Annotated in this window: 23 protein-coding genes and 2 tRNA genes; 5 read left to right on the top strand and 20 right to left on the bottom strand. The window is 68.1% G+C overall.

Annotated elements, in window-relative coordinates:
• Positions 1-108: 108 nt before the first annotated feature.
• Together NBT67_RS13865 and NBT67_RS13860 are read right to left on the bottom strand one after the other, a co-directional pair.
• Positions 109-909, bottom strand: coding sequence for a hypothetical protein (locus NBT67_RS13865; RefSeq protein ID WP_251342354.1), 801 nt, complete (start codon positions 907-909; stop codon positions 109-111).
• A 96-nt stretch (positions 910-1,005) separates the two neighbouring features.
• Positions 1,006-1,884, bottom strand: coding sequence for an isocitrate lyase/PEP mutase family protein (locus NBT67_RS13860; protein WP_251342353.1), 879 nt, complete (start codon positions 1,882-1,884; stop codon positions 1,006-1,008).
• Between the two features lie 320 nt (positions 1,885-2,204).
• Between NBT67_RS13860 and NBT67_RS13855 the strand changes: the two genes are divergently transcribed.
• On the top strand, positions 2,205-2,471 hold the full coding sequence (locus tag NBT67_RS13855) for a type II toxin-antitoxin system HicB family antitoxin (protein WP_251342352.1): 267 nt from the start codon (positions 2,205-2,207) through the stop codon (positions 2,469-2,471).
• Positions 2,472-2,504: 33 nt separating this feature from the next.
• A complete protein-coding gene (locus tag NBT67_RS13850; RefSeq protein ID WP_251344387.1) occupies positions 2,505-2,720 on the top strand; it encodes a type II toxin-antitoxin system HicA family toxin in 216 nt (71 codons plus the stop codon).
• 238 nt (positions 2,721-2,958) lie between these two features.
• Here NBT67_RS13850 and NBT67_RS13845 read toward each other — a convergent pair.
• From NBT67_RS13845 to NBT67_RS13815, 7 genes are all read right to left on the bottom strand, one after another.
• Positions 2,959-3,030, bottom strand: a tRNA-Ala gene (locus NBT67_RS13845).
• Positions 3,031-3,111: 81 nt separating this feature from the next.
• On the bottom strand, positions 3,112-3,420 hold the full coding sequence (gene rpsJ, locus NBT67_RS13840) for a 30S ribosomal protein S10 (RefSeq protein WP_251342351.1): 309 nt from the start codon (positions 3,418-3,420) through the stop codon (positions 3,112-3,114).
• Positions 3,421-4,686 carry a translation elongation factor EF-1 subunit alpha gene (gene tuf, locus NBT67_RS13835; protein WP_251342350.1) on the bottom strand — a complete coding sequence of 422 codons (1,266 nt, stop codon included), beginning with the start codon at positions 4,684-4,686 and terminating at the stop codon, positions 3,421-3,423.
• Positions 4,687-4,850: 164 nt separating this feature from the next.
• Positions 4,851-5,804 carry a homoserine dehydrogenase gene (locus tag NBT67_RS13830; RefSeq protein ID WP_251342349.1) on the bottom strand — a complete coding sequence of 318 codons (954 nt, stop codon included), beginning with the start codon at positions 5,802-5,804 and terminating at the stop codon, positions 4,851-4,853.
• Positions 5,801-6,385, bottom strand: a complete 585-nt coding sequence (locus NBT67_RS13825; RefSeq protein ID WP_251342348.1) for an amino acid-binding protein — start codon at positions 6,383-6,385, stop codon at positions 5,801-5,803. The genes NBT67_RS13830 and NBT67_RS13825 overlap by 4 nt, the downstream gene beginning before the upstream one ends.
• A gap of 207 nt (positions 6,386-6,592) precedes the next feature.
• Positions 6,593-7,780 carry a sensor histidine kinase gene (locus NBT67_RS13820; RefSeq protein WP_251342347.1) on the bottom strand — a complete coding sequence of 396 codons (1,188 nt, stop codon included), beginning with the start codon at positions 7,778-7,780 and terminating at the stop codon, positions 6,593-6,595.
• 80 nt (positions 7,781-7,860) lie between these two features.
• Entirely contained in the window at positions 7,861-10,050 is a 2,190-nt protein-coding gene (locus tag NBT67_RS13815) for an elongation factor EF-2 (protein WP_251342346.1), read from the bottom strand.
• A 190-nt stretch (positions 10,051-10,240) separates the two neighbouring features.
• On the opposite strand from NBT67_RS13815, the gene NBT67_RS13810 reads away from it, so the two are divergent.
• A complete protein-coding gene (locus tag NBT67_RS13810) occupies positions 10,241-11,002 on the top strand; it encodes a DUF5781 family protein (RefSeq protein ID WP_251342345.1) in 762 nt (253 codons plus the stop codon).
• A 120-nt stretch (positions 11,003-11,122) separates the two neighbouring features.
• Here NBT67_RS13810 and NBT67_RS13805 read toward each other — a convergent pair whose 3' ends face one another.
• The 8 genes from NBT67_RS13805 to NBT67_RS13770 all read right to left on the bottom strand — a co-directional run bounded on the left by NBT67_RS13805 (position 11,123) and on the right by NBT67_RS13770 (position 20,564).
• Positions 11,123-11,737 (bottom strand): 30S ribosomal protein S7, encoded by a 615-nt coding sequence (locus NBT67_RS13805; protein WP_251342344.1) that lies wholly within the window; start codon positions 11,735-11,737, stop codon positions 11,123-11,125.
• Positions 11,737-12,165, bottom strand: coding sequence for a 30S ribosomal protein S12 (locus tag NBT67_RS13800; protein ID WP_092635289.1), 429 nt, complete (start codon positions 12,163-12,165; stop codon positions 11,737-11,739). Before NBT67_RS13800 ends, NBT67_RS13805 begins: the two co-directional genes overlap by 1 nt.
• 206 nt (positions 12,166-12,371) lie before the next feature.
• The gene (locus NBT67_RS13795; RefSeq protein WP_251342343.1) at positions 12,372-12,797 is read right to left on the bottom strand and encodes a NusA-like transcription termination signal-binding factor; all 426 of its coding nucleotides are present in this window, start codon (positions 12,795-12,797) and stop codon (positions 12,372-12,374) included.
• Positions 12,798-12,800: 3 nt separating this feature from the next.
• Positions 12,801-14,015 (bottom strand): DNA-directed RNA polymerase subunit A'', encoded by a 1,215-nt coding sequence (gene rpoA2 / locus NBT67_RS13790; protein ID WP_251342342.1) that lies wholly within the window; start codon positions 14,013-14,015, stop codon positions 12,801-12,803.
• Positions 14,008-16,941 (bottom strand): DNA-directed RNA polymerase subunit A', encoded by a 2,934-nt coding sequence (locus tag NBT67_RS13785; protein ID WP_251344386.1) that lies wholly within the window; start codon positions 16,939-16,941, stop codon positions 14,008-14,010. The genes rpoA2 and NBT67_RS13785 overlap by 8 nt, the downstream gene beginning before the upstream one ends.
• An 8-nt stretch (positions 16,942-16,949) precedes the next feature.
• Positions 16,950-18,776 carry a DNA-directed RNA polymerase subunit B gene (gene rpoB / locus NBT67_RS13780; RefSeq protein WP_251342341.1) on the bottom strand — a complete coding sequence of 609 codons (1,827 nt, stop codon included), beginning with the start codon at positions 18,774-18,776 and terminating at the stop codon, positions 16,950-16,952.
• A 1-nt stretch (position 18,777) separates the two neighbouring features.
• Positions 18,778-20,337 (bottom strand): DNA-directed RNA polymerase subunit B'', encoded by a 1,560-nt coding sequence (locus NBT67_RS13775; protein WP_251342340.1) that lies wholly within the window; start codon positions 20,335-20,337, stop codon positions 18,778-18,780.
• The gene (locus tag NBT67_RS13770) at positions 20,334-20,564 is read right to left on the bottom strand and encodes a DNA-directed RNA polymerase subunit H (protein WP_251342339.1); all 231 of its coding nucleotides are present in this window, start codon (positions 20,562-20,564) and stop codon (positions 20,334-20,336) included. Before NBT67_RS13770 ends, NBT67_RS13775 begins: the two co-directional genes overlap by 4 nt.
• Positions 20,565-20,812: 248 nt before the next feature.
• Between NBT67_RS13770 and NBT67_RS13765 the strand changes: the two genes are divergently transcribed.
• Positions 20,813-20,885: transfer RNA gene (locus NBT67_RS13765), tRNA-Asp, on the top strand.
• Between the two features lie 354 nt (positions 20,886-21,239).
• On the opposite strand, the gene NBT67_RS13760 is transcribed toward NBT67_RS13765, so the two are convergent.
• Complete coding sequence (locus NBT67_RS13760; protein WP_251342338.1) at positions 21,240-22,343, bottom strand: ATP-binding protein; 1,104 nt, start codon at positions 22,341-22,343, stop codon at positions 21,240-21,242.
• Positions 22,344-22,419: 76 nt separating this feature from the next.
• Between NBT67_RS13760 and NBT67_RS13755 the strand changes: the two genes are divergently transcribed.
• On the top strand, positions 22,420-22,863 hold the full coding sequence (locus NBT67_RS13755; protein WP_251342337.1) for a DUF7382 domain-containing protein: 444 nt from the start codon (positions 22,420-22,422) through the stop codon (positions 22,861-22,863).
• A 68-nt stretch (positions 22,864-22,931) separates the two neighbouring features.
• Here the strand turns inward: NBT67_RS13755 and NBT67_RS13750 are convergent, their stop codons facing one another.
• Together NBT67_RS13750 and NBT67_RS13745 are read right to left on the bottom strand one after the other, a co-directional pair.
• Entirely contained in the window at positions 22,932-23,705 is a 774-nt protein-coding gene (locus tag NBT67_RS13750; RefSeq protein ID WP_251342336.1) for a protein-L-isoaspartate O-methyltransferase family protein, read from the bottom strand.
• Positions 23,706-23,794: 89 nt separating this feature from the next.
• Complete coding sequence (locus NBT67_RS13745; RefSeq protein ID WP_251342335.1) at positions 23,795-24,439, bottom strand: protein-L-isoaspartate(D-aspartate) O-methyltransferase; 645 nt, start codon at positions 24,437-24,439, stop codon at positions 23,795-23,797.
• Positions 24,440-24,441 lie beyond the last annotated feature (2 nt).

The raw sequence follows: 24,441 nt of genomic DNA, 5'->3' as shown, positions 1-24,441 counted from the left end.
GTGAATCTTCACGATAATAAATGTTCGATTGGCCACGAGTGTTGCTCCCACGAGGACCGGGACGACGGTGGCGGCCGACCGGCACACGACCGCGGGCGGGAGTCCCCGCTACTCTCGCTGTGCCCAGGCGGGGGTATCCACCGTCGTCGATCCGAGTCGGGTCTGCGTGTAGGTGTACGTGACGTTGCCGCCGGTGTATCTGACGGTGGTGTCGACTTCGAGGACGCGCCCGCTCTCCGCGACGACGACGCGGCCGGAACCGGCTTCGGCCGACCCGTACGTGTGCGAGAGCGCGTTCTCGTACACGCCGGTCACGTCGTAGACGAACGCCGTGGTGCCGTTCCGCTCCACGGTTCGGTCGTGATCGAGTCGGTAGAGGAGCAACTGGGAGAGCAGTACGCGCCGGTCGACCGACTGGACCACGCGGTCGAAGCGGGCGCTGGATCGGCCGACGACCGTCTCGTTTCGCACGCTCCACCGCGAGAGCGTGCCGTCCGCGAAGAACACCTCCCGGTGGTCGTCGCTCCCGTTAAGCGACGCGTACAGCCGCTCGGTCTCCGTGTCGTAGGTCATCCCGAGGGTGGTCTCGTTGCCCGGACCCTCCTCGGAACCGACCTCCCGGGATCGGTACCGAACCGTGGCCGACGGCCCGGCGAGTACCGCCCGGTAGTGCGTGTCGAGCGCCAGCGTGGTGTTCCCGACGCCCGCGTCCGTCCACCCGGCGGGGTAGGTCGCCCGCTCCGGTTCCGGCGTGGTGGGGGTCGGCGCGGCCGTTTCCGTGGGCGTCGCCGTCACCGCCGCGGTCGGCGTGTCCGTCGGCGACGTGTCCTCGTCGGACGCGAAGCCGGCACAGCCGGCGACGACGACGAGCAACACGACGGCGACCGTTCGCAAGGTCCTTCGCTCCATACGTCGAAACGGTCGCATCGACTTATCACACTCACGTTTTCCGCGCCGCGACCGATAGCGTCGCCGCGAACACGGGCGCCTGCGCTCCGTCCCCGGCTATCCGCCGAACTTCGCCTCGAACGCCTCGTACTCCTCCACGCCGAGGAACGACGAAATCCGATCGAGGGGGACCTGATCGACGTCGTGATCCCCCTCCGCCATCATCGAGTCCATGTACGCTTGCATCGTCGCTATCGACGCCTGCAGCATGCCGGAGACGTCGGAAACCAGGGAGACGCCCGCCTCGTCGTACGCGTCGATCGGATGCCACGTGTCGAACTCGTCGTGGTCCATCTCGACTCCGAGCGCGTAGAACGGCAGGTCGACCCGCTCCGCGATCGTCGAGAGGTCCTCGAGGGGAGCGACCTCCCCGAGCATGAAGGCGTCCGCCCCCGCCTCGGCGTACCGGTTCCCCCGTCGGACGACCTCGTCGAGTCCCTCGGAGTCGTAGGCGTCCGTCCGGGCCATCACGACGAACGCGTCGTCGGTCCGGGCCTCGATGGCCGCCCGCAGTTTGTCCGCCATGGCGTCGGCGTCGATCACGTCCTTGCCCTCCAACAGCCCACACTTCTTCGGCACCGCCTGGTCCTCGATGAACACGCCGGCCGCCCCCGTTCGCTCGACCTCCGAGATGGTGTGTGGCAGGTTGACGACGCCACCGTATCCGGTGTCACCGTCGACGACGACGGGCGTGTCACCGGCCGCCCGCACCATGTTGTGAACCACGTCCCTGGTTTCTTTCAGTGAAGTGAAGTTCAGGTCCGGATAGCCGAGCAAACTCGCGGCGGTCCCGTAGCCGGACTGTTGGACCGCATCCACGTCGGCGTACTCGCAGGCGACCTTCGTGCTCAGCGAATCGTGGACGCCGGCGAGATACGCGATTTCGTCGCGTTCGATCAGTTCCCGCAGGCGTTCTCGGGGCTTGGACTCGTCCATCGTACGTCACCGAAAAGGATGTCCACTGTCGGCGACTTGAATGTAGCCCTCGGTCTGGGCGTTCGGACGGGGGCCGCTCTCGACTCGCGCGACCGAGGGTCGGGAAGTGGACGACGAGCACCGGCTCTCGCGGTGGAAGCGTTTTTCGAGGGTACTCAGACACTCATATAGTCTGAGTGTGATCGACGGAGAGCGGACGCGACGCTTTTCGTCCTTACCGACCGAGTAACATTTGGATGGACTCGTCGGGTGGGAACCTCCGCGAGTTGCCGACGGCCCGGCCGAAGGCTTATCATCGATATCGGCCCTACCTCACGGTAATGGCGAGCGCGACACGTGACCACGACGAGGCGGAGGGGATCGTCTTCCACCGCGAGGACGGCGGGAGCATCACCGCCGAAGACCTCGAAACGGGACTGGCCCGTGGCGGAGACACCCGTGCCGAGGCGCTCGCACAACTCGCCGAAGTTCTTGCACTCCACGAAGGCGACGGTGAGCGGATCGACGATCCGGACGCCTTCCTGCGGGACGAACTCGGCATCGAACCGAGCGACGAGGACCGTGACCTTCCCGACTTCCTGCAGTAGTCGAGGGTTCGGACGACGTTCTCCGGCCCTGAGATCATCGCCGTCCTGCGGAGTTTCGGGTACATCCCCGTCTCGCGGAGCGGGAGCCACGTTCGACTGCGGTACGAGAACACGGACACGGGCGAGGTTCGAAACGTCGACGTGCCGATGCACGACGAGGTGAAAATCGGGACGCTCCGCTCGATCGCCGACCAGTGCGGTGCAGAGGACTTTCAGGAGTGGTGTCGCTGGATCGACGACCACACCTGACGGCGAGATTCGACCGCGACGTTCGTCGCTCGTCGGAATAATTCGCTCAGAAACGGGGGGTGCTTGTGACCGAAACAGGGAGTAAACTGCCGAGTGAGGACCTAAACCGGGGGCTACTCGGATAACCCGAGAAATATAAGAAATTTTGATGTACTCGCCGGGAGTCCCGCGAGCGAACGCAGTGAGCGAGTGGGACTACGGCGAGTCCACGACTGAACGAACGAAGTGAGTGAGGAAGTGGACTCGCCGGGATTTGAACCCGGGGCCTCTTCCTTGCGAAGGAAGCGATCTGCCACTGATCTACGAGCCCGCAACGTAACCCAGCCGTCGGGCGTACTTGTAAGCTTCTGTTCGAACCGAAAGGGCGACGAAACGCCTTAGCGCCGTGTGGTCAGTCTTCGAGGACGATCTCGATACTGACGTCGTTCGGCACCTGGATGCGCATGAGCTGACGCAGCGCGCGTTCGTCCGCGTCGATGTCGATCAGTCGCTTGTGGACGCGCATCTCCCAGTGCTCCCAGGTGGCGGTCCCCTCGCCGTCGGGGGACTTCCGGGCGGGGACCTCCAGCGTCTTCGTGGGCAGCGGGATCGGGCCGCTGAGGTTGACGCCCGTCTTGCTCGCGATCTCGCGGACTTCGTCGCAGATGCCGTCGAGGTCCTCCGGGCTCGTGCCCGCCAGACGAACGCGTGCCTGCTGCATCTATCGTTCGTTGACCGAGAGCACTTTGCCGGCCGCGATGGTCTGGCCCATGTCGCGGATGGCGAAGCTCCCGAGTTCCGGGATCTCGGACGACGGCTCGATGCTGAGGGGCTTCTGCGGGCGAACCGTCACGACGGCGGCGTCGCCGGACTTGATGAAGTCCGGGTCCTCCTCGGCGACCTCGCCGCTGGCGGGATCGAGCTTCTGGTCGATGGACTCGATGGTACACGCGACCTGCGCCGTGTGGGCGTGGAAGACCGGCGTGTAGCCCGCGGTGATCACGGAGGGATGCTGCATGACGACGACCTGCGCCTGGAACGTCTCGGCGACCGACGGCGGGTCGTCGGCCGGGCCACAGACGTCGCCGCGGCGGATGTCGTCCTTGCCGACGCCACGGACGTTGAACCCGACGTTGTCGCCGGGGCCCGCCTCGTCGACCTCCTCGTGGTGCATCTCGATGGTCTTGACCTCGCCACCGACGTCCGAGGGCTGGAAGCTCACGTTGTCACCGGGGTGCATCATCCCGGTTTCGAGGCGGCCGACCGGGACCGTCCCGATACCGGAGATGGTGTAGACGTCCTGGATCGGGAGGCGCAGCGGCGCGTCCGTCGGCGGTTCGGCCTCGGGAAGGTCGTTGAGGGCCTCCAGCAGGGTCGGACCCTGGAACCAGTCCATGTTGCCGGACTTCTCGGCGACGTTGTCGCCCTCGAAGGCCGAGATGGGGATGAAGGAGGCGTCGTCCGTGCTGAAGCGGACCTGCTTGAGGAGCTGCTTGACCTCCTCGGTGACCTCCTTGTAGGTGTCCTCGCTGTAGTCGACGATGTCCATCTTGTTCACGCCGATGATCAGCTCGTTGATCCCCAGCGTGCGGGCCAGGAAGACGTGCTCGCGGGTCTGGGGCGCGACGCCGTCGTCGGCCGCGACGACGAGCACCGCGTTGTCGGCCTGGGAGGCCCCCGTGATCATGTTCTTCACGAAGTCACGGTGACCCGGACAGTCGACGATGGTGAAGAAGTACTCGTCGGTGTCGAACTCCTGGTGGGCGATGTCGATGGTCACGCCGCGCTCGCGCTCCTCGGCGAGGTTGTCCATGACGTAGGCGAACTCGAAGCCGCCCTTGCCCTTCTCCTCGGCTTCCTCGCGATACTGCTCGATTACGTGCTCCGGTACGGACCCCGTCTCGAACAGGAGTCGCCCGACGAGCGTGCTCTTGCCGTGGTCGACGTGGCCGATGATGGCCAGATTCTGGTGCGGTTTGTCACTCATGGTGGAATCACGCGCTAAGGCGCTTGGTGACGACTATTTTGCCCGAATGACCTAAAACCATTTCGATACACGTCACAGAAGCTCCCGGCGCCGTCTTGCGGTTTGTGACACCATACCGCACGACGGCAGGGGGAGCGGACCTCGGGGACGCGTCGGCCGACGGCTCACTCCAGTCTGCCCACGTCCGAGAGGACCGCCGTCGCCGTCTCCGGCCCGCCCGCGCCGCGACCGCTGAGGTGCAGTTGGCCGGCGTGGACCGTCTCGAACTGGACGATGTTGCGCGTGCCCGTGACCGCCAGCGCGTCGTGTTGCGGGACGAGACGCGGTCCCACGCGGACGCCGTCGGCCGTTGCCTCGCCGATCAGGCGGACCGTCCGGCCGTCCTCCGCGGCCAGGTCGAGCGCGCTCGCCGGGATCTCGCGGATGCCCTCGACAGTCGCGTCGTCGAGGCGGAACACCTGCTCGCCGTCGCTCAGGACGTTCGCCAGGATGACGAACTTCAGGGCCGCGTCCGTCCCCTCCACGTCGAACGACGGGTCGGCCTCCGCGACGCCGAGGTCCTGGGCCTCCGCGAGGACGTGTTCGTACCCAAGCCCCTCGGCGGCCATCCGCGAGAGGATGAAGTTGGCGGTGCCGTTGAGCACGCCGCGGGCGGCCGTGATCTGACTCGCCCCGAAGTCGTCGATGGTCGAGAGGATGGGGATGGCGCCCCCGACGGCCGCCTCGAACATCACCGATCCCTCGCTCTCGCGCTCCAGGGCGCGCAGGTCCGCGTAGCGCTCCGCCACGGGCCCCTTGTTCGCCAGCACGACGTGCCGGTCGCGCTCCAGGGCCGCCCGCACGTGCGAGAAACCGGGTTCGGCGTCGCCGAGCGTCGTCGGCGTCGCCTCCACGAGCACGTCGTACTCGGCGGCGAGCGCGTCCTCCGGATCGCCGTCCCCGACCACGCCCTCGCGCTCCTTGCGCTCGAAGACGACCTCGCCGTTCAGCCCCTCGGGGTCGACCGCCGACGACCGCGAGTCCGCGACCGCCGTCACGACGTGGCCGTACTCCGGGGCGAGTTCGACGACCGACCGACCGACCGCGCCCACGCCGATCACCGCGAGGCGGAGGCTCATTCGGCCACCTCCACGAGCGGTTCGATCACGTCGAACCCCTTCTCGTCGGCGATCTGTCGGACGTGGTCGAACACCTCGTTCGACCGGCCGGTGCGGGTCGCCAGTCGGAGGCGGGCGCTGGAGACGCCGTCCCGGCCCTCGGGCGCCGAGAGCGACAGGTCCGCGAGCGTCGCGTCCGTGCTCGACGCGATGCGCTGGAGCGTATCCGAGAGGTCGGTGTCGACGATGTCGCCGACGAGCAACAGCGTCAACTGCTCGCCGTAGCGCTCGGCACCCGCCTGGATGACGTTGACTCCCTCCTCGCGGAGGGCCTCGACGATGGTCTCGAACCGATCCGGCGGACACTCCACGTCCACCTCGACGGGGATGTGTCCCCGGGGCGTGAGGTTCCCCCGCTCGTGGAATATCGAGAGGAGGTTCCCGCCGTTCTCCGCGATGGGGCGGAGCGCCGACAGCAGTTCGCCCGGCTTGTCGACGAGTTCCAGCCGGATCGTATGCGTCTGCGGTCGCTCGCCGCCGTCGGTGCGTTCCTCGTCAGAATCCGTTCCGTCGGTGGTGACTGCCTCGTCCGTCTCGGACATTCAGGCCGTCACCCCCGCGGCACGCCCCGTCGACGCGATAATTGTAATCGGCGACGGGGAAGGGCCGCGGGGTAGCTCCGTGCCGACACGTCGACTGCCGGTAGTCGTGCCGCGAGGCATAGTGTACACTGTGCCGAGGGGGTATATGATTGCATCGGTCGAACCGGACGCGTCGGTCGCTCGCGCCCGGGCCGTGGCCGCGGCGCCTCAGGCCGTCGCCCGGGCCGGATCGGTCGAGCCGCGTGCCGCGGCAGTCGCGTCGACCGGCGGCTCGGCCCGCCGGTGGACCAGCCCCACGACCGTCCACTCGTCCTCGGTGTCGAAGGTCAACCGCCCGTCGGCAGCCTCAGCGATGGAGCGAGCGACCCACAGCCCCAGGCCGCTCCCGTGTTCGAGTTGGGTGATCTCCGACTCGCCGGTGACCACGTCCCGTTCGGTCCGTGGGACGCCGGGGCCGTCGTCCGCGACCCGGACGTGGACCGACTCGTCGTCGGCGGTCGCCGTGATCCGGACGCGCTCGCCGCCGTGTTCCACCGCGTTCTCGACGAGTTCGGTGAGCGCCGTCACCGCGCCGCCGTCGGCCCACATCCACAGGTCGTCCGGAACCTCGACGTCGAGTTCGGTCTCGTCGGCCCCGCGGACGTTCTCGACGGCCTCGGCGACCACCGCGTCGACGGCCAGCCGCTCGTTCGGGGCCGACCGCCGGTCCAGCGCCTCCACCATCGCCTTCGTCTTGTCGGCGAGGCCGCCGACCTCCTGACAGCGCCGGGTGAGCGTCTCCGCCATCTCCGCGAGCGACGGGTCGTCGAGTTCGTCCGCCAGCCGCTCCGACTGCCCGATGAGCACCGTCGCGTCGTTCCGGAGGTTGTGTCTGAGAACGCGGCTCAGGACGGAGAACTTCTCGCGTTCGCGAACCAGTTGCTCGGCCCGCACCCGTCTGGCGTCGTGGACGCCGATGATGACGTGGGCGGCCGCACTGATCGCGAGGACGTTCCCCGCCGCCAGGGCGTCGACCGGAGCGACGGTGCCGAGCGCCCCGCGGTAGACGCCGTGGGCCAGGAGCACGGTCCCGAGGACCACGAGCCCGAGGAAGTTCCAGACCGCGATCCGAACCGCGTTGGGCGTCGAGAAGTCGCTTCGATACAGTAACACGCCGGCGACGACCAGCCCGAGACAGACGAGCGTCCCCAGCACCGCGAGGCCGGTGCCCACGGCCGGTTGCGAGCCCACCAGGAACGGAGCCAGGTTCGGGACGAACAGCGCGATGCCCGTCAGGCTGACGACCGCAGACGCGCCCATCCGGGCGAACCGCTCCCGGCGGCGACCCGTGCCGGCCGGTCCCGATCCGAACAGTCGAACGAGCGCCCGATCGATGCGGGTGAGTACTCCTGCCATTGCCGGACGCTGGGCGTGCCGGGTGATGAAACTACCCTCCGAATTATCGTGACTGAAAGAGGATCGGGGCGGCGCCGACGTTAGATGTAGTCGACCGACGGCGGAAGCTCGAGCTTCATGCCCTTGCGCTCGCGGATCTCCTCGATCTTCTCCGGCTGGAGGTTGTCGGCGAGCACGCGGAAGCCGGCGTTCTCGGTGTTCCACGACGCGCGACCCTCGGTGGCGCTGCGGATGTCCGAGGAGAAGCCGATCATCTCCTCGACGGGCGCGATGCCCTCGATGACCATGAGGCCTCCCTCCTGGTACATGTCGTCGACGCGGCCACGGCGGCCCTGGATCTCGCCCGAGGCCGAACCCATGTGCTCCGAGGGAACGTCGATCCGGACGTTCTGGATGGGTTCGAGCAGGCGAATCTCGCCGTCGATCAGCGCGCGGTGGACGGCCTCCCGAACGGCGGGGATGACCTGTGCCGGACCGCGGTGGATGGTGTCCTCGTGGAGCTTCGCGTCGTGCAGGCGGATGAGGGCACCCGAGACGGGTTCGGCCGCCAGCGGCCCGTCGTCCAGGGCCTCCTCCAGCCCCTCGACGACGAGTTCCATCGTCTCGTTGAGGTGCTGAATCCCCTTCGTGTCGTCGATGAGGATGTTCGTCCCGTGGATGTGTTCCACGTTCTGGGAGGTGTCCTTGTCCATGCCGGCCTCCTGCAGCGCCTCGCGGCGCTCCAGTTCGGGCATGTCCATCGAGACGTTCCCCAGCTGGATCTCCTCGACGATGTCGTCGCTCAGGGGCTCGACCGTGATGTAGAACTTGTTGTGGCGGTTCGGCGAGACGCCCTCGACCTCCTGGGAGGCCTCCTGTGGCGACTCGCGGTAGACGACGATGGGTTCGCCGGTGTTGATCGGGATGCCCTGGTTGCGCTCGATGCGCTGGCCGATGACTTCGAGGTGGAGTTCACCCTGCCCGGAGATGAGGTGCTCCCCGGTCTCCTCGTTGATCTCGACCTGGATCGTCGGGTCCTCCTTGGCGACCTGCTGGAGCGTCTCGATCAGCTTCGGCAGGTCGTCCATGTTCTTCGCCTCGACGCTCTTCGTGATGACGGGCTCGGAGATGTGCTCGATGGACTCGAAGGGCGTCATCTCGACGCTCGACACCGTGGAGCCGGCGATGGCGTCCTTCAGGCCCGTGACGGCGGCGATGTTGCCGGCGGGAACGTGCTCGACCTCCTCGCGCTCGCCGCCCATGTAGATGCCGACGCTCTGGATGCGGTTCTTGCCGGCCGTCCCCGAGACGTACAGCTCCTGGCCCTTCTCGATGGTGCCGGAGAAGACGCGGCCGGCGGCGATTTCGCCGGCGTGGGGGTCGATGCCGATGTCCGTGACCATCAGGACGACGTCGCCGTCCTCGTCGACCAGCCGCATGGACTCCGCGATGTCGGAGTCGTCGTCGCCGCGCCAGATGCGCGGGATGCGACGGGGCTGGGCCTCCAGCGGGTTGGGGAAGTGCTCACACACCATGTCGAGGACGACGTCCGACAGCGGCGTCCGCTCGTGGAGTTCCTGGCGCTTGTCCGCGCGTTCGAGTTCGATGATGTCGCCGAAGTCCATGCCCGTCCGCTGCATCGAGGGCATGGAGACGCCCCACTTGTAGAGCGCGGAGCCGAAGCCGACGGTACCGTCCTCGACGGAGACGGTCCAGTCGTCGTCGAGGTCGTCCATCTCCTCGGTCATGCCGCGGATGAGTTCGTTCACGTCGTGGATGACCGCGAGGAGCCGCTCCTGCATCTCCTGGGGACCCTCCTGGAGTTCGGAGATGAGGCGGTCGACCTTGTTGATGAACAGGGTCGGCTTGACCCCCTCGCGAAGTGCCTGCCGGAGCACCGTCTCCGTCTGGGGCATCGCGCCCTCGACGGCGTCGACCACCACCAAGGCCCCGTCGACGGCGCGCATCGCGCGGGTCACGTCGCCGCCGAAGTCGACGTGGCCCGGCGTGTCGATCAGGTTGATGAGGTGGTTGTCGCCATCGTACTCGTGGGTCATCGAGACGTTCGCGGCGTCGATGGTGATGCCGCGTTCCTGCTCGTCCTCCTCCGTGTCCATCGCGAGCTGCTGGCCCGCGGTGTCCTGGGAGATCATGCCCGCGCCGGCGAGCAGGTTGTCCGTCAGCGTCGTCTTCCCGTGATCGACGTGAGCGGCGATGGCGATGTTCCGGATGTTCTCCGGTTTGTCCATCAGCCGTTCACATTCTTGTACGATCTTCTTTCGTCGGCCCATTACAGGCCCATACCGTCAGGAGGGTCAAAAGGGTAGTGTTTTGCCGGAGGCGAAACCGCCGATTTCCGGCCGCTTGCCCGCCGTGTCACGCGATACCACGGATCCGCCGAGCGCGGTCCCTCGCCGACGTTCCGGCCACCCTTCCCCGACCACAACCGTCTTACGGTCCTGACCCGTGGTAACGGTAAGCATGGACGTACGCGTAGGGGGCGGCGCACCACCCGACCCGTTTCTCGGCGCCGCCGACCTCCTGGCCACCGAACAGGACCTCGACCGACCGGTACACGTGCGCGTTCGCGACGACCCCGACGAGCGAACCTGGGCGGCCCACTACGACGACCATCACGTGCTCAACATCTCCCGGCAGGCCGCGACGAGCGCGATGGCTCGCGAACTCGCCTTGCACGAACTCGCGCACATGGCCCGGTACGAACAGGGGCACGCCTCCCACACCCAGTCGACGGACGAGGCGCTCTTTCTCGCGCTCTCCGGGCGCGACGTCGAGCGACGGAAGCTCGCACACTGCTATCAGATCGCCAACCACATGCGCGACATCTACGCCGACGACATCACCCTCTCGGTGGCGCCGGCGTCGAAGCTCGTCCAGTTCCTCGAGTCCCGGCTCGCGGCCGCCGTCGCCGACGCGCCCGGTCCGTCGCCGTCGTCCCGCCCGGACACCCGGCGCGTCTCCGTCGGCGCCGACCCCGACATCACCGCCGTCAACGCAGCCTTCGCCCTCGCCCTCGTCGAGCGCCACGGGCTGATCGACCCCGAACACCGACTGTACGACCTGGCGCGAGCGGCGGCGGCCGACGCCCCGACCGTCGGCATGGAGACGTTCAAGCGACTGTTCCGCAGCCTCGCCGACGACCCCAGCGAGAGCGACTTCCGGCGCGACCTCGTGACCGCGACCCGGGAGTACGCGCTCGGCGGCGGGCGAGCGGCCGACTGACGCCGCCAGCGCCACGAGGCCGTCGCTCCGGGACGCGGGGCACGACTACCGCTCCGCGCCGAGTCACGGTCGACGGACCCGCCCCCGAGGCTGGACGTCGGGAGAGATAGAAAAGGGAGATTACCGCGCGGCGGCGGCGACCCGCTCGGCTTCCTCTTTCTGGTTGATGGCGTAGGTGCCGACGTCGTAGTCGGCGGCGCCCGTCAACTGGTTCGCGAGCGCCTCGGCGGCGCTCGTCGGCGTCTTGTACGACCCGCGGTAGGTGCCCTCGGCGAGGAACTTCAGCGCCTGGTCGACGCGGCGCTGCGGGGCCACGTCGACGGCCTGCGGGACGGAGATGCCGCCGTACTTCAGGCGGACGGTCTCCTCGCGCGGCGCGGCGTTCTCGACGGCCGTCACGAGCACCTGCACCGGGCTCTCCTCGGTCTGCTCGTGGACGAGTTCGAAGGCGTCGCGGACGATGCGCATCGCCTGCTGCTTCTTGCCGGTGTTCTCCTCGGTCTGCATCAGGCGGTTGATCAGCCGCTCGACGATCGAGATCTCGCTTTTCTGGAACTGCTTGGAGGCGTGCCGGCCCATCGTGTGGGCGATGGGAGTCACGTTGATGTAGCGCTGCGTGCTGGGATCCTCGTACGCGATGTCGTCGGTCTCCCAGACGCCGAACAGCAGGGCGTCCGTGTCCTGATCCTCGCTGCCGGCGGGCGCGTCGGGTTCGGGGGTTTCGCTCTCGGACATTATCGGACGGGTTTCTCCGCGTTGCCGCGAACGAGTTCGATGAGCGAGACGCCGTTTACCTTCTCGACCTTGTAGTTCACGCCGGAGAGGTCGCCCATCGCGCGGCCCTTCGCGCCGCCGATGCCGGCGATGGTGACCTCGTCGTGTTCGTCGATGAAGGAGATGGCCCCGTCGCCGGGACAGAACGCCGTCACCTGCTTGCCGTTCTTGATCAGTTGGACCCGGACGCACTTCCGGATCGCGGAGTTGGGCTGTTTCGCCTCGATTCCGACCTTCTCGAGGACGATACCCCGTGCCTGCGGGGCGCCCTCGAGGGGGTCCGACTTCTTCCGGAGGCCGCGCTCGCGTCGCGCGTACTCCGAGTCGGACCACCGCCGCGTCTGGCGGTCCTTCTTGAGTTTGCGGGCCGCGTACTTGCCGTTCGCCATAGTGCAACCTCGTTGCCGACGGAGCTACTTAAGCCTCCCTTTTCGAGACGGTCGAAACGGACGGAGCGCGGTCGAACGGGGTGTGAGAGAGGATTTGAGGCGGTTTCGGTCGCTCCGGAGTCGTCGGTTCTGTGAACCGCTGAGGGCGTCGGCGGCGACCAGACGCCGTCACGTCGAACGCGTGACCGCCGTCACGTCCACGACCGTCACGTCAGTTGCACGTCGTCGAGTTCGTAATGCCGCCGGGCCAGCCGGCGGGCCGTCTCGATGTTCCGCCCGTCGCGGCCGATGGCGGCCCCGCGGTCTGCCTCGGGCACCTCCGCGTAGGCGATCCGATCGCCCTGTTCGCTGATCGTGACGTGCGTTACCGCCGCCGGCGACAGCGCGTTCGCGACGAACGCCTCCGGCGTGTCGGCGTCCTCGACGAGTTCGACCGTCCGGCCGAGGGACTCCTCGACGGCCCGCACCCGTCGCCCGTCGGGCCCGACCGCCTGCCCCATCTCGCCGGCCGCGACGAGGAAGACGACGCGGTCCTCGTCGTCGTAGACGAGGCAGTCGCGGGCGGTCGCGCCGGTTTCGTCCTCGAACCGGGCGATGAACCGACGGTCGCGGTCCGACAGGGTGACCCGCATCCGCTAGTCGTCCGAGGGCTGTGCGCTGAACGAGCCCATCCGGAGGTCCACGTCGCCGGTGCCGATGGCGACCGGTTTGCCGACGATGACGTTCTCGATGACGCCGTCCAGTCGGTCGCGCTCGCCGTGGATCGCGGCGTCGAGCAGGTGGTTCACCGTCACCTCGAAGGCGGCGCGGGCGAGGACGGACTCCTTCGACCCCGAGATGCCGTGTCGGCCGATGGACTCGATGGTGCCGCGGTTCGTCATGATGTCCGCGACCAGCATCAGGTGCCGGACGTTCACGTCGTCGAGACCCTGCTCTTCGAGCGTGTCCATCGTCTCGTCGATGATGGCCTCCCTCGCGGCCTCGACGCCGAGGTTCCGATAGATCTCGTGGATGTTGTTACAGGTGGTTCGCGAGGCGTCGACGCCCTCGATTTCGATGACGTCGCCGAAGGCCGACCCCTCGGTGTAGAGGACGAACTCCTCGCCGTCCTCCAGGCTCTCCTTGCGGATGACGACCCGGGAGACCTCCTCGATCCCCTTGAACACCACGTCGCGGAGCTCCTCGACGAGCTGGAGCAGTTCGCGGTAACTGGGTTCGGAGGGGCCGAACTCGATGAGCGTCCCCTCGCGGCGAGTCTGGACGCCCAGCGCGTCCTCGATGGTCTCGGCGATTTCGCCGGCCACCTCGTGGACGTCGTCGACGGTCGGCCACCGCTCCATCAGCGTCTCCTCGTTCAGGTCCACCTGCACCAGCATGTCCGCGACGTTCGTCGACACGTCGCCCAGCGAGAGGATCTTCGTGGACTCGATGGCCCACACCACCTCGTGAGCGCGCTCGCGGTCCGTCGCGTACTCCTCGTCGAGGTAGACCGTCATCATCGGCGTGTCCGGGGTCTTCCGGGCGTCCACCAGTTCGATCAGCCGGGGGAGCCCCTGGGTCACGTCGATCTCCGCGACCCCCGCGTAGTGGAACGTGTTCATCGTCATCTGGGTCCCGGGTTCGCCGATGGACTGGGCCGACACCGTGCCGACGGGATCGAGCGGATCGACCCGCGTGTCGACGTAGCGCGACTCGGTCGCCTGCGCGATTTCGTTCGCCTGCTCGACCGTGATCGGCCCCCGATCCTCGACGGTCTCGTAAATCTGGGTCTTGAGCCGTCGCGGCAGTTCCGTGTCCTCGACGACCGCCTCGATGTCGTCGGTGACGTGTTCGTACTCGGCCTCAGTCATCGGACTCCACCTCCATGCCCTGGGCCTTGTTCAGGCCCGGCCCCGCGTACTCCGAGAGGTTCGTCGGCGGTTCCTTGCTGCCGAGGAACCGCTCTTTCTCCGCGTCGGAGTCGAACTCCGCCTCGATCACGCGGTCCGCGATCCCCTCGACGTCGATGGGGTTCTCGTCCGTCGAGGACACCTTCACCGGACTGGTGCCGTCCTCGCCGAACTCGAACTGGACGATGGTGTCGGAGGTGTCGCGGACGGTGCCGTCGTACTGGGACTCCAGTTCCGACAGCGCGTTGATGAGACGACGCTGGAGGTAGCCGGACTTCGAGGTCCGGACCGCCGTGTCGACGAGCCCCTCGCGGCCACCCATCGCGTGGAAGAAGAACTCCCGCGGGGTGAGGCCGCCGCGGTAGGAGTTCTCGACGAAGCCGTGGGCCTCCGCGGAGAGGTCGTTGGGTTCGTAGTGGCTCAGCGTGCGGTCCTCGTAGCCGCGGTTGATCCGCTCGCCGCGAACCGCCTGCTGGCCCACACAGCCGGCCATCTGGGTCAGGTTGAGCATCGACCCACGGGCCCCCGAGCGCGCCATGATGACGGCGGGGTTGTCCTCGTCGAAGTGGTCCTCGGCGATCTCGCCCGCGCTGTCGCGGGCCTTGCCGAGCGTCTGCATGATCTTCATCTCCAGCGTCTCGTCGATGGTCCGACCGGGCAGGGATTCGAGTTCGCCCGCCTCGTAGGAGTCGATGAGGTCGTCGATCCGCTCGTAGGCGTTGCCGATGGCCTCGTCGACCATCTCGTTTGCCTCCTCCGGGATCGACTCGTCGTCGATGCCCAGCGAGAACCCGAAGTGCATGATCGCCCGCATCGCCAGCGCGGCCACCTCGTTGATGAACACGCGGGCGCGCGTCTCCGAGTACACCTTCGTGAGCGTGTCGACGATTTCGCCGCCGAACGCGCCGACCGCGTCCTCGTCGATGGTGCCCGAGACGAGCTGGCCGTCCTCGATGACGACGGTGTCGCCCGCCGAGGACGTGAACTCCAGGTTGAGGTCGTCCGGTAGGAGCTCCGAGAAGACGGTTCGGCCCGTCCAGTAGGGGTCGCCGGCCTCCTCGCCGTCGGGGGCGGGGAGTTCGTCGACGCTCGTCGCCCGGAGCAGGTCCAGGGCCTGCGTCTCCGAGAAGTGGGGGTTCTCGTGGGTCAGCAGGTAGGTCCCGCTGATGTGGTCCTGGATGGCGCCGATGATGTTCTCGCCGAACCGGGGGCTGAGGATCTGCTCCTGGACGCGCATCAGCACGCGCGCCTCCGCACGCGCCTCCTCGTTCTGGAGGGCGTGCATGTTCATCTCGTCGCCGTCGAAGTCGGCGTTGTACGGCGGGCAGACGGTGGTGTTCAGCCGGAACGTCTTGTACGGCATCACGACCACCTCGTGGGCCATGATCGACATCCGGTGGAGCGACGGCTGCCGGTTGAAGATGACGATGTCGCCGTCGACGAGGTGGCGGTTGACCTCCCACCCCTCCTCGACCTTGGTGGCGAGTTCCTCGCAGTTCTTCTCGGTCACCTTCAGCCGACGGCCGTCCGGACGGCGGACGTAGTTCGCGCCCGGATGTGCCTCGGGGCCGTTGGCGACGTACTGGCGCGCCTCCTCGACGTTGCGCTCGGTGACGTTGAGCGTCTGGGTCATCTCGCTGGCGACCCGTTCGGGGACGCCCACCTCGTTCAGCGACAGGGTGGGGTCCGGACTGATGACCGTCCGGGCCGAGAAGTTGACACGCTTGCCCGAGAGGCTCCCGCGGAAGCGACCCTCCTTGCCCTTCAGGCGCTGGCTGAGCGTCTTCAGCGGCCGGCCCGAGCGGTGCCGGGCCGGCGGCGTCCCCGAAATCTCGTTGTCGATGAACGTCGTGACGTGGTACTGGAGCAGTTCCCAGAGGTCCTCGATGATCAGTTGGGGCGCGCCCGCCTCGCGGTTCTCCATGAACCGCTGGTTGATGCGGATGATGTCCACCAGCTTGTGGGTGAGGTCGTCCTCCGATCGCTGGCCGTTGTCGAGCGTGATGGAGGGACGGGCCGTCACCGGCGGCACCGGCAGGACCGTCAGGATCATCCACTCCGGCCGCGAGCGCTCGGGGTCGATGCCGAGGACTTCGATGTCCTCGTCGGGGATGTCCTCGAACCAGTCGCGGATGTCCGAGGGCATCAGCTTGTTCATGTCCTCCTCGGTCAGGTCGACGTCGAGGGTCTTCTCCAGTTTCTTGCGGGTGTCGCTCTTGGGGCGGAACTCCCCCGCCATGATGTCGTTGATGCGCTCCAGGTCGACGCCGACGGCCTCGGCGAGGTCACGGGGGCTGGTGCCCTCGTCGCCCTCGTCGTCCGGGTCGGGCTGCATCGCCTCCGCGATGCGCTCCGAATAATCCCCGGCGAGCACGTCCTGCACCTCGTAGTAGGTGGTCGGCTTCTCGTGTTTGATGTCGTGCATCACGCCGCCGCAGTCCGGGAACGGGCAGTAGCTCTGCTTGCGGGCCTGCCGGACCGCCGCCTTCAGCACGTCGTTTGGGTCCTCGCCCAGTTCCTCGGCGCGGACCAGTTTCTCCTGGTACTCCTCGCGCTCCTCCTCGGTGAGCGCGAGGCGACCACACTCCCGACACGTCGAGCGCAGGAGCCGCCGGATGAGCTTCGTGAAGCCGACGTGGATGACGGGCGCCGCGAGTTCGATGTGGCCGAAGTGACCGTTACACGAGCCCGAGTGTTGCCCGCAGGTCCGACACTCCAGCCCGGGGTCGATGACGCCCAAGCGCGGGTCCATCAACCCCATGTCGATGGGGTAGCCGTCGTCGTCGTAGGTGTCCGCCGTGATGACCTTCGTCGCGGACATGTCGCGATACGTCTCCGGGTCCATCAACCCGAACTGAATGCCGCCGATCTCCTTTGGTGTCTGCATTGACATTGTTACACTGCGTCCTCGAGTTCCAGCCGCGGTCGAATGCCGAGCGCGATCATCTCGTCGAGGAGGAGCTTGAACGCGTAGCTCACCTCGAGTTCGTGGATGTCGTCCTCGTCGCCCGAGACGGGGTCGTACACCCGACGCTGATCCACGTCCTCGACGGCGACCATGCCCGTCTCGGCGCTGATGTAGACGCTCTCGCGGTCCGAGGAGTCGAGCAGACGCTCCTTGAGCGCCATCGCCGCCCCGTGTCCGATCAGCACCTCGCGCTCCATCTCGCCCACGCGCAGGCCGCCCTCGCGGGCGCGCCCCTCGGTGGGCTGGCGGGTGAGCACCTGCACCGGCCCGCGCGAGCGGGCGTGCAGCTTGTTGCTCACCATGTGGTAGAGCTTGTGATAGAAGATGGTGCCGACGAAGATCTCGGCCTCGATCTTCTCCCCCGTGACCCCGGAGTACATCACTTCCTTGCCGGAGGACTCGAAGCCGTGGTCTTCGAGTGCGTTCCGGAGTTCCGCCTCGTCCTCGCCCTGGAAGGCGGTGCCGTCGACGCGGCGGCCCTCGAGCGAGCCGACCTTGCCGCCGAGCATCTCCAGGACGTGGCCGACGGTCATCCGGGACGGCAGGGCGTGGGGGTTCAGCACCAGGTCGGGAACGACCCCCTCCTGGGTGAACGGCATGTCCTCCTGGGGCGCGAGGTGGCCGACGACCCCCTTCTGGCCGTGGCGGGACGCGAACTTGTCCCCGAGTTCGGGGATGCGCTCGTCACGGACCGAGACCTTCGAGAGCTTCGAGCCGTCCTCGCCCTCCATCAGCGTGACGGTGTCGACGACGCCGTCCTCGCCGGAGCGCATCGTGACGCTCGTCTCGCGGCGCTTCTGGGGACTGAGCCCGCCCATGTCGTCCGGCTCCTCGAGGAAGCGCGGGGGACTCGTCTTCCCCAGCAGGACGGAGTTCTCGTCGACCTTCGTCTCGGGGTTGACGAGGCCGTCCTCGTCGAGGTGGGTGTAGGCGTCCTCGCCGCGGGCGCCGCGGACGTCCTGACTCGGCACCTCGAAGCGGTCCTCTTGGCCGCCCGGATACCGGCGCTCCTCGCCCTCGTACGTGCGGAAGAAGTGGGAGCGAGCCAAGGCCCGGTCGACCGACCCCTTGTTCATGACGAGCGCGTCCTCGATGTTGAACCCCTCGTAGGACATGACGGCGACGACGAAGTTCTGTGCCGCCGGCCGCTCGTCGAACCCGATCTGTTCGGTGGTCTGGGTCTTGACCATCGCCAGCTGCGGGTAGTGCATCAGGTGCTGGCGCGTGTCGGGGCGGATCCGGTAGTTCGCCGCCGGCAGCCCGAGCGACTGCTTCATCATCCCCGCGCCCATCGTAATCCGGGGCGAGGCGTTGTGTTCGGGGTAGGGAATCATCCCCGCGCCGATGCCGAAGATGAGCTGCGGGTCGATCTCCAGGTGGGTGTGCTTCTCCGTCAGTTCGTCCTCGTCGACGGCGACGTAGATGTCCTCCTCCTCCTCGGCGTCGATGAACTCGACGTAGCCGCGGTCGACGAGCTGCTCGAAGTCGAGCTCGCCGTTCTCGACCGCCTCGATCTCCTCGTCCGAGAGCAGGGGTTCACCGTCCTCGACGACGATCAGCGGACGGCGGGCCCGGCCCGCGTCCGCGTTGATGATGACCTCGCGGGTGCGCTCCTTGATGGAGACGTTGACCATGTCGCTGACGTCGCCCCGCCGGCGCGCCTCCCGGATCTGATCTGCGAGCTGTTCGGGGTCGGGGTGGGTCCCGACCAGACTGCCGTTGACGTATACTTTCGCCTCGCGTGCCTGAGCCATGTTAATCCGCCATCGAGTCGACGCCTTCGATTCCGGGGATGCCCTCGACCCCCATCGACGCCAGTTCGCGCTTGAGTTCCTGTTCGTCCTCCACGTTCTGGGAGAGCTCCATCGCCTGCGCGAAGTTCTTCACCAGTCCGCAGTTCGGTCCCTCCGGCGTCTCGGAGGGGCAGATGCGACCCCACTGGGTCGCGTGCAGGTCCCGCGCCTCGAAGTGGGGCTGGGACCGGCTGAGCGGCGAGCGAAGCCGCCGCAGGTGCGACAGCACGCCCATGTAGTCCGTGCGGTCGACCAGCTGGGAGACGCCCGAGCGGCCGCCCACCCAGTTGCCCGTCGCGATGGGGTGTTCCAGCCGCTCGGTCAGCACGTCCGAGCGGACGACGGTGTTGACCGTCAGCTGCCGGTTGCGCATGTTCGCGCGTTCGAGCTGGTACTTCACGTCCCGGGCCAGCTTGTTCAGCGCCGTCCGGAACAGGTCGCGCATCAGGTCGCCGCTCACCTTCAGGCGCTTGTTCGCGTAGTGGTCCTTGTCGTCGGCCTCGCGGCGGTCCAGGGCGAGTTCGAAACACGCCTCGGCCATCCGACAGAGGTAGTACGCCTTGTTGATCCGGACCTCCTCCTCGTCGACGCCCTCCTCGTGGAGGTGCGGCAGGAGGTAGCGGTCGATCACGTAGTTGGCGCGTTTGAGCTGGTAATTTTTCCCCTGGCCGCCCGCGACCCGCTTGCCGAGCGTCTCGATGGCCTCCTCCTCGCTCTGGACCTCGGCCATCTCCAGGTTCTCCAGCATGAACTTCACGATCTCGGGGTCGTCGCTGACGCGGTGGACGATCTCCTCGTCGGACTCCAGCCCGAGCGCCCGAACCAGCGTCACGAAGTTGACGCTGCCCGAGACGGAGGGGAAGGAGACTTCGAGGATCCCCTCGCGGTTGCGCTCACACAGGACCAGCGCGCGGTAGCCGCGGCGCTGGCTGAACGTCTTGGCGACCTGAATCTCGTCGCCGTACTTCGTGTCGTACTCCGCGAGGATCTTGTTGGGTGCGAGGTCCTCGCTCGTCATCAGCACCCGCTCGGAGCCGTTGACGATGAAGTAACCACCCGGATCGACGGGGTCCTCGCCGATGTCGATCAGTTCCTCGCGGGTCAGATCCGCGATGTTGCACTTGCGGGAGCCGACCATGATCGGCATCCGACCCACCTTGGTCTCCGTGGAGTCGACGACGACTTCCTCCTCTTCCTCGCCGCCGCGGACGATGGCCATCTCCATGAACACCGGCGCGGCGTACGTGATGTTTCGCAGGCGCGCCTCCTGCGGGTAGAGGAGTTCCTCGCTCCCGTCGGCCTCCCGGACCCGCGGCGTCTCCACGCGCACGTCGCCGAGTTCGACGAACACCGGCTCCTGCCCCTCCTTGTCGCCGATGTCCGTCTCGATGCGCTCCTTCTCGTCGACGACTTCCTGCATCCCCCGGTCGAGGAAGGCGTTAAAGGAGCGGAAGTGGTGTTCGGCGAGGCGTTCCTGCGAGAAGTACTCCCGTGAAATCGTGCGTCGGCTCTCTCGATTCATTCGACCACCAGTCGGTACACTGTCGCTCGGTCCGTGGTCCGCGAGTCACGGACGATTTCGATTACGTCGCCCGGTTCGGCCGCGTCCGGCAGCGCCGGATCGCTCAGCTTGATCTTCGGCAAGTTGGTTTTGCTGACGTTGTACTCCGCCAGTACCTCGTCGACCCGGTCCGGGTCGTCGAGGACTGTGTGCTCCGGAACCAGTTTGTGTTGGCTTACGTCTACCATGGATGGGGTGGAGAAGTTATCACGAGATACTACGGCGCCCTTGTGGGGCCACGCATTTAACGCTTGTCAAAGACCGCGAAGCGGAGCTAATCGACCCGCCGGGAGGCCCCGGCGAGCGAGGATCGGTACGGGTTGGCACACGCCCTCCCGATACAAAACCGTTCCGGCGCGAATCGCGTCACGGCACCACACGGCGCCCCGAGATGGCAAGTCTTATTTCCCAGTCCCCGGTTGGTGTAGATGCGAAAGCCCGGATGGTGTAGTGGCCCATCATACGACCCTGTCACGGTCGTGACGCGGGTTCAAATCCCGCTCCGGGCGTCCTTCTGCCGACGCCGACTACGAACGAGGAGCGAAGCGACGGGTGAGTACCGGCGTCGGCGAAGACACCACAGTGGATTTGAACCAGGGAGTGAAGCGAACCCGGTGAGCGGAACGACCGTGGTTCGAATCCCGCTCCCGACTCCCGCGCCACACACGACTCGGCCCTCGACCGGCCGCGGATTCCAGTATCGAGAACGCACGCAGACGACGCGCCCCGTCCGTACGCCGGCGATCAGCACGCCGAGGAGAGGAGACGTCGAGCGAGACGTCCATCATCGGCGTCGTGATCCCCACGCTTTACGCCCCGGCGGCGCGTACGCCGACCATGGGCGACCCGGCCTGTTACCTCGACTACTGCCCCGACTGCGCGGCGCCGGTGCCCGTCGTCGAGGGGGAGTGCCCGGACTGCGGCGCGTCGCTGGATTGATCCGCGCGCTCGCTCGCACGCGGATCGGCGCCGCCGTGGGGCGTCTCGCGTCGGCGCACCTGCACGCCGTGAACCGACTCGGTGGCGTCGTCGACGACGACGGCGCCCCCGGGGGCGGTCGGCAGTCGCTCCCGAAGTGTGCCCGAGAGGTACGTCGGCGTCGCCGCGGCCAGCGCCTCCACGTCGCGCTCGGCCGTCAGTCGGTGGGCGATCAGCAGGTCGGCCTGGGAGACGGCGACCGGCGGGAGCGCGCTCGGGCGCTGCGTGGCCGCGACGAGCGAGACGCCGGGCGTCCGGCCCCGCGTCAGCACCGTCTCCAGGGCCGGGGCGGCGACGCCGTCGAAGAAGACGTGGGCCTCGTCGATCAGGAGCCAGGGCAGGCGGGCGGGACGGCGGTCGACGCAGGTCCCGTACAGTCCGAGCGCGACGGCACGGACCAGCGCCGCGGCCGCCCGGTCGTCGAGTCCCGAACAGTCGAGGACGGTCGTCGCACCCGAAAGGAGGGCGTCGGCGCCGAGGCCGTCGGCGTCGAAGACGCCCCACGAGTCGGCGAGGGCGAGGTGGTTCCGGGCTGCGCGGCGAACGCCCCCGTCGGCGGCCGCCGCCTCGACGTGGGCGGTCATGGCGGACAGGGTGGCGGCCTCCGTCGCGGCCTCCCAGAGCAGGGCGCCGACGGGGTCGGTCGCCGGGAGGTCGAACAGTGCGGGCCACGTCGAGGGCGGGAGGGTGGCGGCGGGCACCCGCGGGTCGTCGACGACGCTCGCCGGCACGCCGTCGCCGACCGCCAGGCCGTCGAACCCACCCATCGGATCGACCACCACGGGCGCGACCCCGGCCGCCCGCGCCGCGTCCTCCGCGAGGACGCCCAGCGTGTGTGACTTGCCGTACCCACGCTTGCCGACGACCAGCGCCGCATGCGGGCGGTCCAGGTCCAGCCCCACCCTCGCGCCGTCGCTCCCGTCGGCCGCGCGATAGTGTCCGAGGTGTGCGGTCGGCCCCGCCGAGTCGTCGCGTCCGAGTACGTTCACGGGAGGGGGTGGCCGCGGACTCCCACCTAAAGGTTCGTCCCGAGGTTCAAGTGCGGAGCCGAGGCCAGGCCGGCCCATGTTCGAGTCGTTCCGAGCGGACCGCCGCGCCATCGAAGGGTTGCCGATCAGGTTGGTCATCGCCCTCGTCATCGGCGTCGCCAGCCTGAGCGTCATGATGAACATGCTGACGGGCATCCAGGGGCTCTCCACGACGGAACTGGACGTGCGGCCGGAACCGGAGGTCGTGAACCCCGGCGAGCAGTCCATCGAACTGACCGTCGTGGGGGCGGACGGCTCCTCGGTCGCGGACGCGACGGTGATCGTCAAGGCCGGGAGCGCCGACCTCGATGGCGTCCGCACGGCGACCACCGGCGAGGACGGCACGGCGACCGTCTCCGCGGCGCCGACTCTCCGGTCGAATCAGGACGAGGGCACGCTGGTGATCGAGGTGAAACCCCCCGCCGGGAGCGGCTACGTCGACCGGCGGGGGAACGCGAAGGTGCTGGTGGTGCGGGGGTAGCGGGAGCCGAGGAGCCGGGGGACCGGAAGCCAGAGGAGAGGGGAACGTCGGCGCCGACCGGCGCCGCGTCAGCGACGGTGATGCCCGCGCCCGCCGTCGAGTCGCTCGTCCCAGTCGATCCAGTCCTGTTCCCATCCGGTCGGCGCGAAGTAGCCCTGGTCGGCGAACTCGCGGTCCTCGCGCTCGGTGCGGTTGCGGGTGACGCCGCCGGCCTGTTCGCCCTCGACGAGCAACGGCGCGAGGGTCGCGGGGCCGAACTCGTCGACGACGGCGTACCCCTCCGGCGACTCGTCGGGTTCGACGGCGACCAGGGTCTGGTCGGGCGTCCCCATCGGCATCACGAGGCGACCGTCGGACGCCAGTTGCTCGACCAGGGCGCGTGGGGGGCGGACGGCCGCCGCCTCGACGAGCACCCGATCGAAGGGGGCGTACTCGGGGAGCCCCTCGGCGCCGTCGCGGCGGTCCACGAGGACGCCGTCGTAGCCTGCCTGGCCGAGGTTGCGCCGGGCGTCGAGCACGAGACGGCGGGCGATGTCGACCCCGTGAACGCGTCGCTCGCCGACGAGTTCGGCCAGGAGGGCGGCCGTGTAGCCGACGCCGACGCCGACGACGAGGACGGCATCGTCCGTCTCGACGTCGAGCGCCTCCAGCAGTCTGGCGACGGTTCGGGGAGCGAGTACGTCCGTGCCGGCGTGTTCGCCGCGACGGTTGTCGTAGGGCCGGTCCTCGACGAAGACGTGCCGAGGGACGGTCCGCATGGCCGTCCCCAGGGGTTCGTCGAGGCCGCCGAGGGCATGATCGAGGCCGTCGACCATGTCCTCGCGCAACACCGCTTGGTCCATGGTCGATCCTCGGGGGCTGCGCTTAAGAAGCGTGCGCTTGCACTGTCGCCCGCGGCCGTTTCGGGACGTTCGCCGCCCGGGGAGTTCTCCTATCGACGCGCGTCGTCGGCGTCGCGCATGGACACGAACCGGACGCCGCCGTGTCGCTCCCGGTCGACGCCACCGTCGGCCCGCCGCGTCAGCCGGACGAGTTCCTGCCGGCCGCGGCCGACGGGGGCGACGATCCGGCCGCCGGGGCGTACCTGCTCGACGACGGGATGGGGGACCGACGCGGGCGCGCAGGTCAGATACGCCCCGTCGTAGGGGGCGCCCTCGGGCCAGCCCTCGTGGCCGTCGCCGACCCGCACCCGAACGTCGTAGCCGAGTCGGTCGAGTCGGTCGCGCGCCGCCCGGGCGAGTTCGGGTTCGACCTCGACGCTGAAGACGCTCCCGTCGCCGAGCACCTCGCTCGTCACCGCGGCGTGGTAGCCACAGCCGGTGCCGATCTCCAGCACGTCGTCGCCGGGGTCGGGCGCCAGCAGGTCGGTCATCGTCGCCACCATGTGCGGGGCGCTGATCGTCTGGCCCTCGCCGATCGGGAGGGGGCGGTCCCGGTAGGCCGCCTCGCGTCGATCCGGCGGGACGAACTCGTGACGGGGGACGGCGCGCATCGCCCGCTCCGTCTCGGGGCGATCGAGTCGCCCCTGCTCGATCAGGCGGTCGACGAGGGCGGCACGGGCGCTGTCGAAGTCCATCG

The organism is Haloplanus sp. GDY1, from assembly GCF_023703775.1.
In the GTDB taxonomy this organism is placed as follows: Archaea; Halobacteriota; Halobacteria; order Halobacteriales; family Haloferacaceae; genus Haloplanus; species Haloplanus halophilus.
Note: the sequence above shows the minus strand (reverse complement) of the source record. Positions and strands in the feature narration are given on the sequence as shown.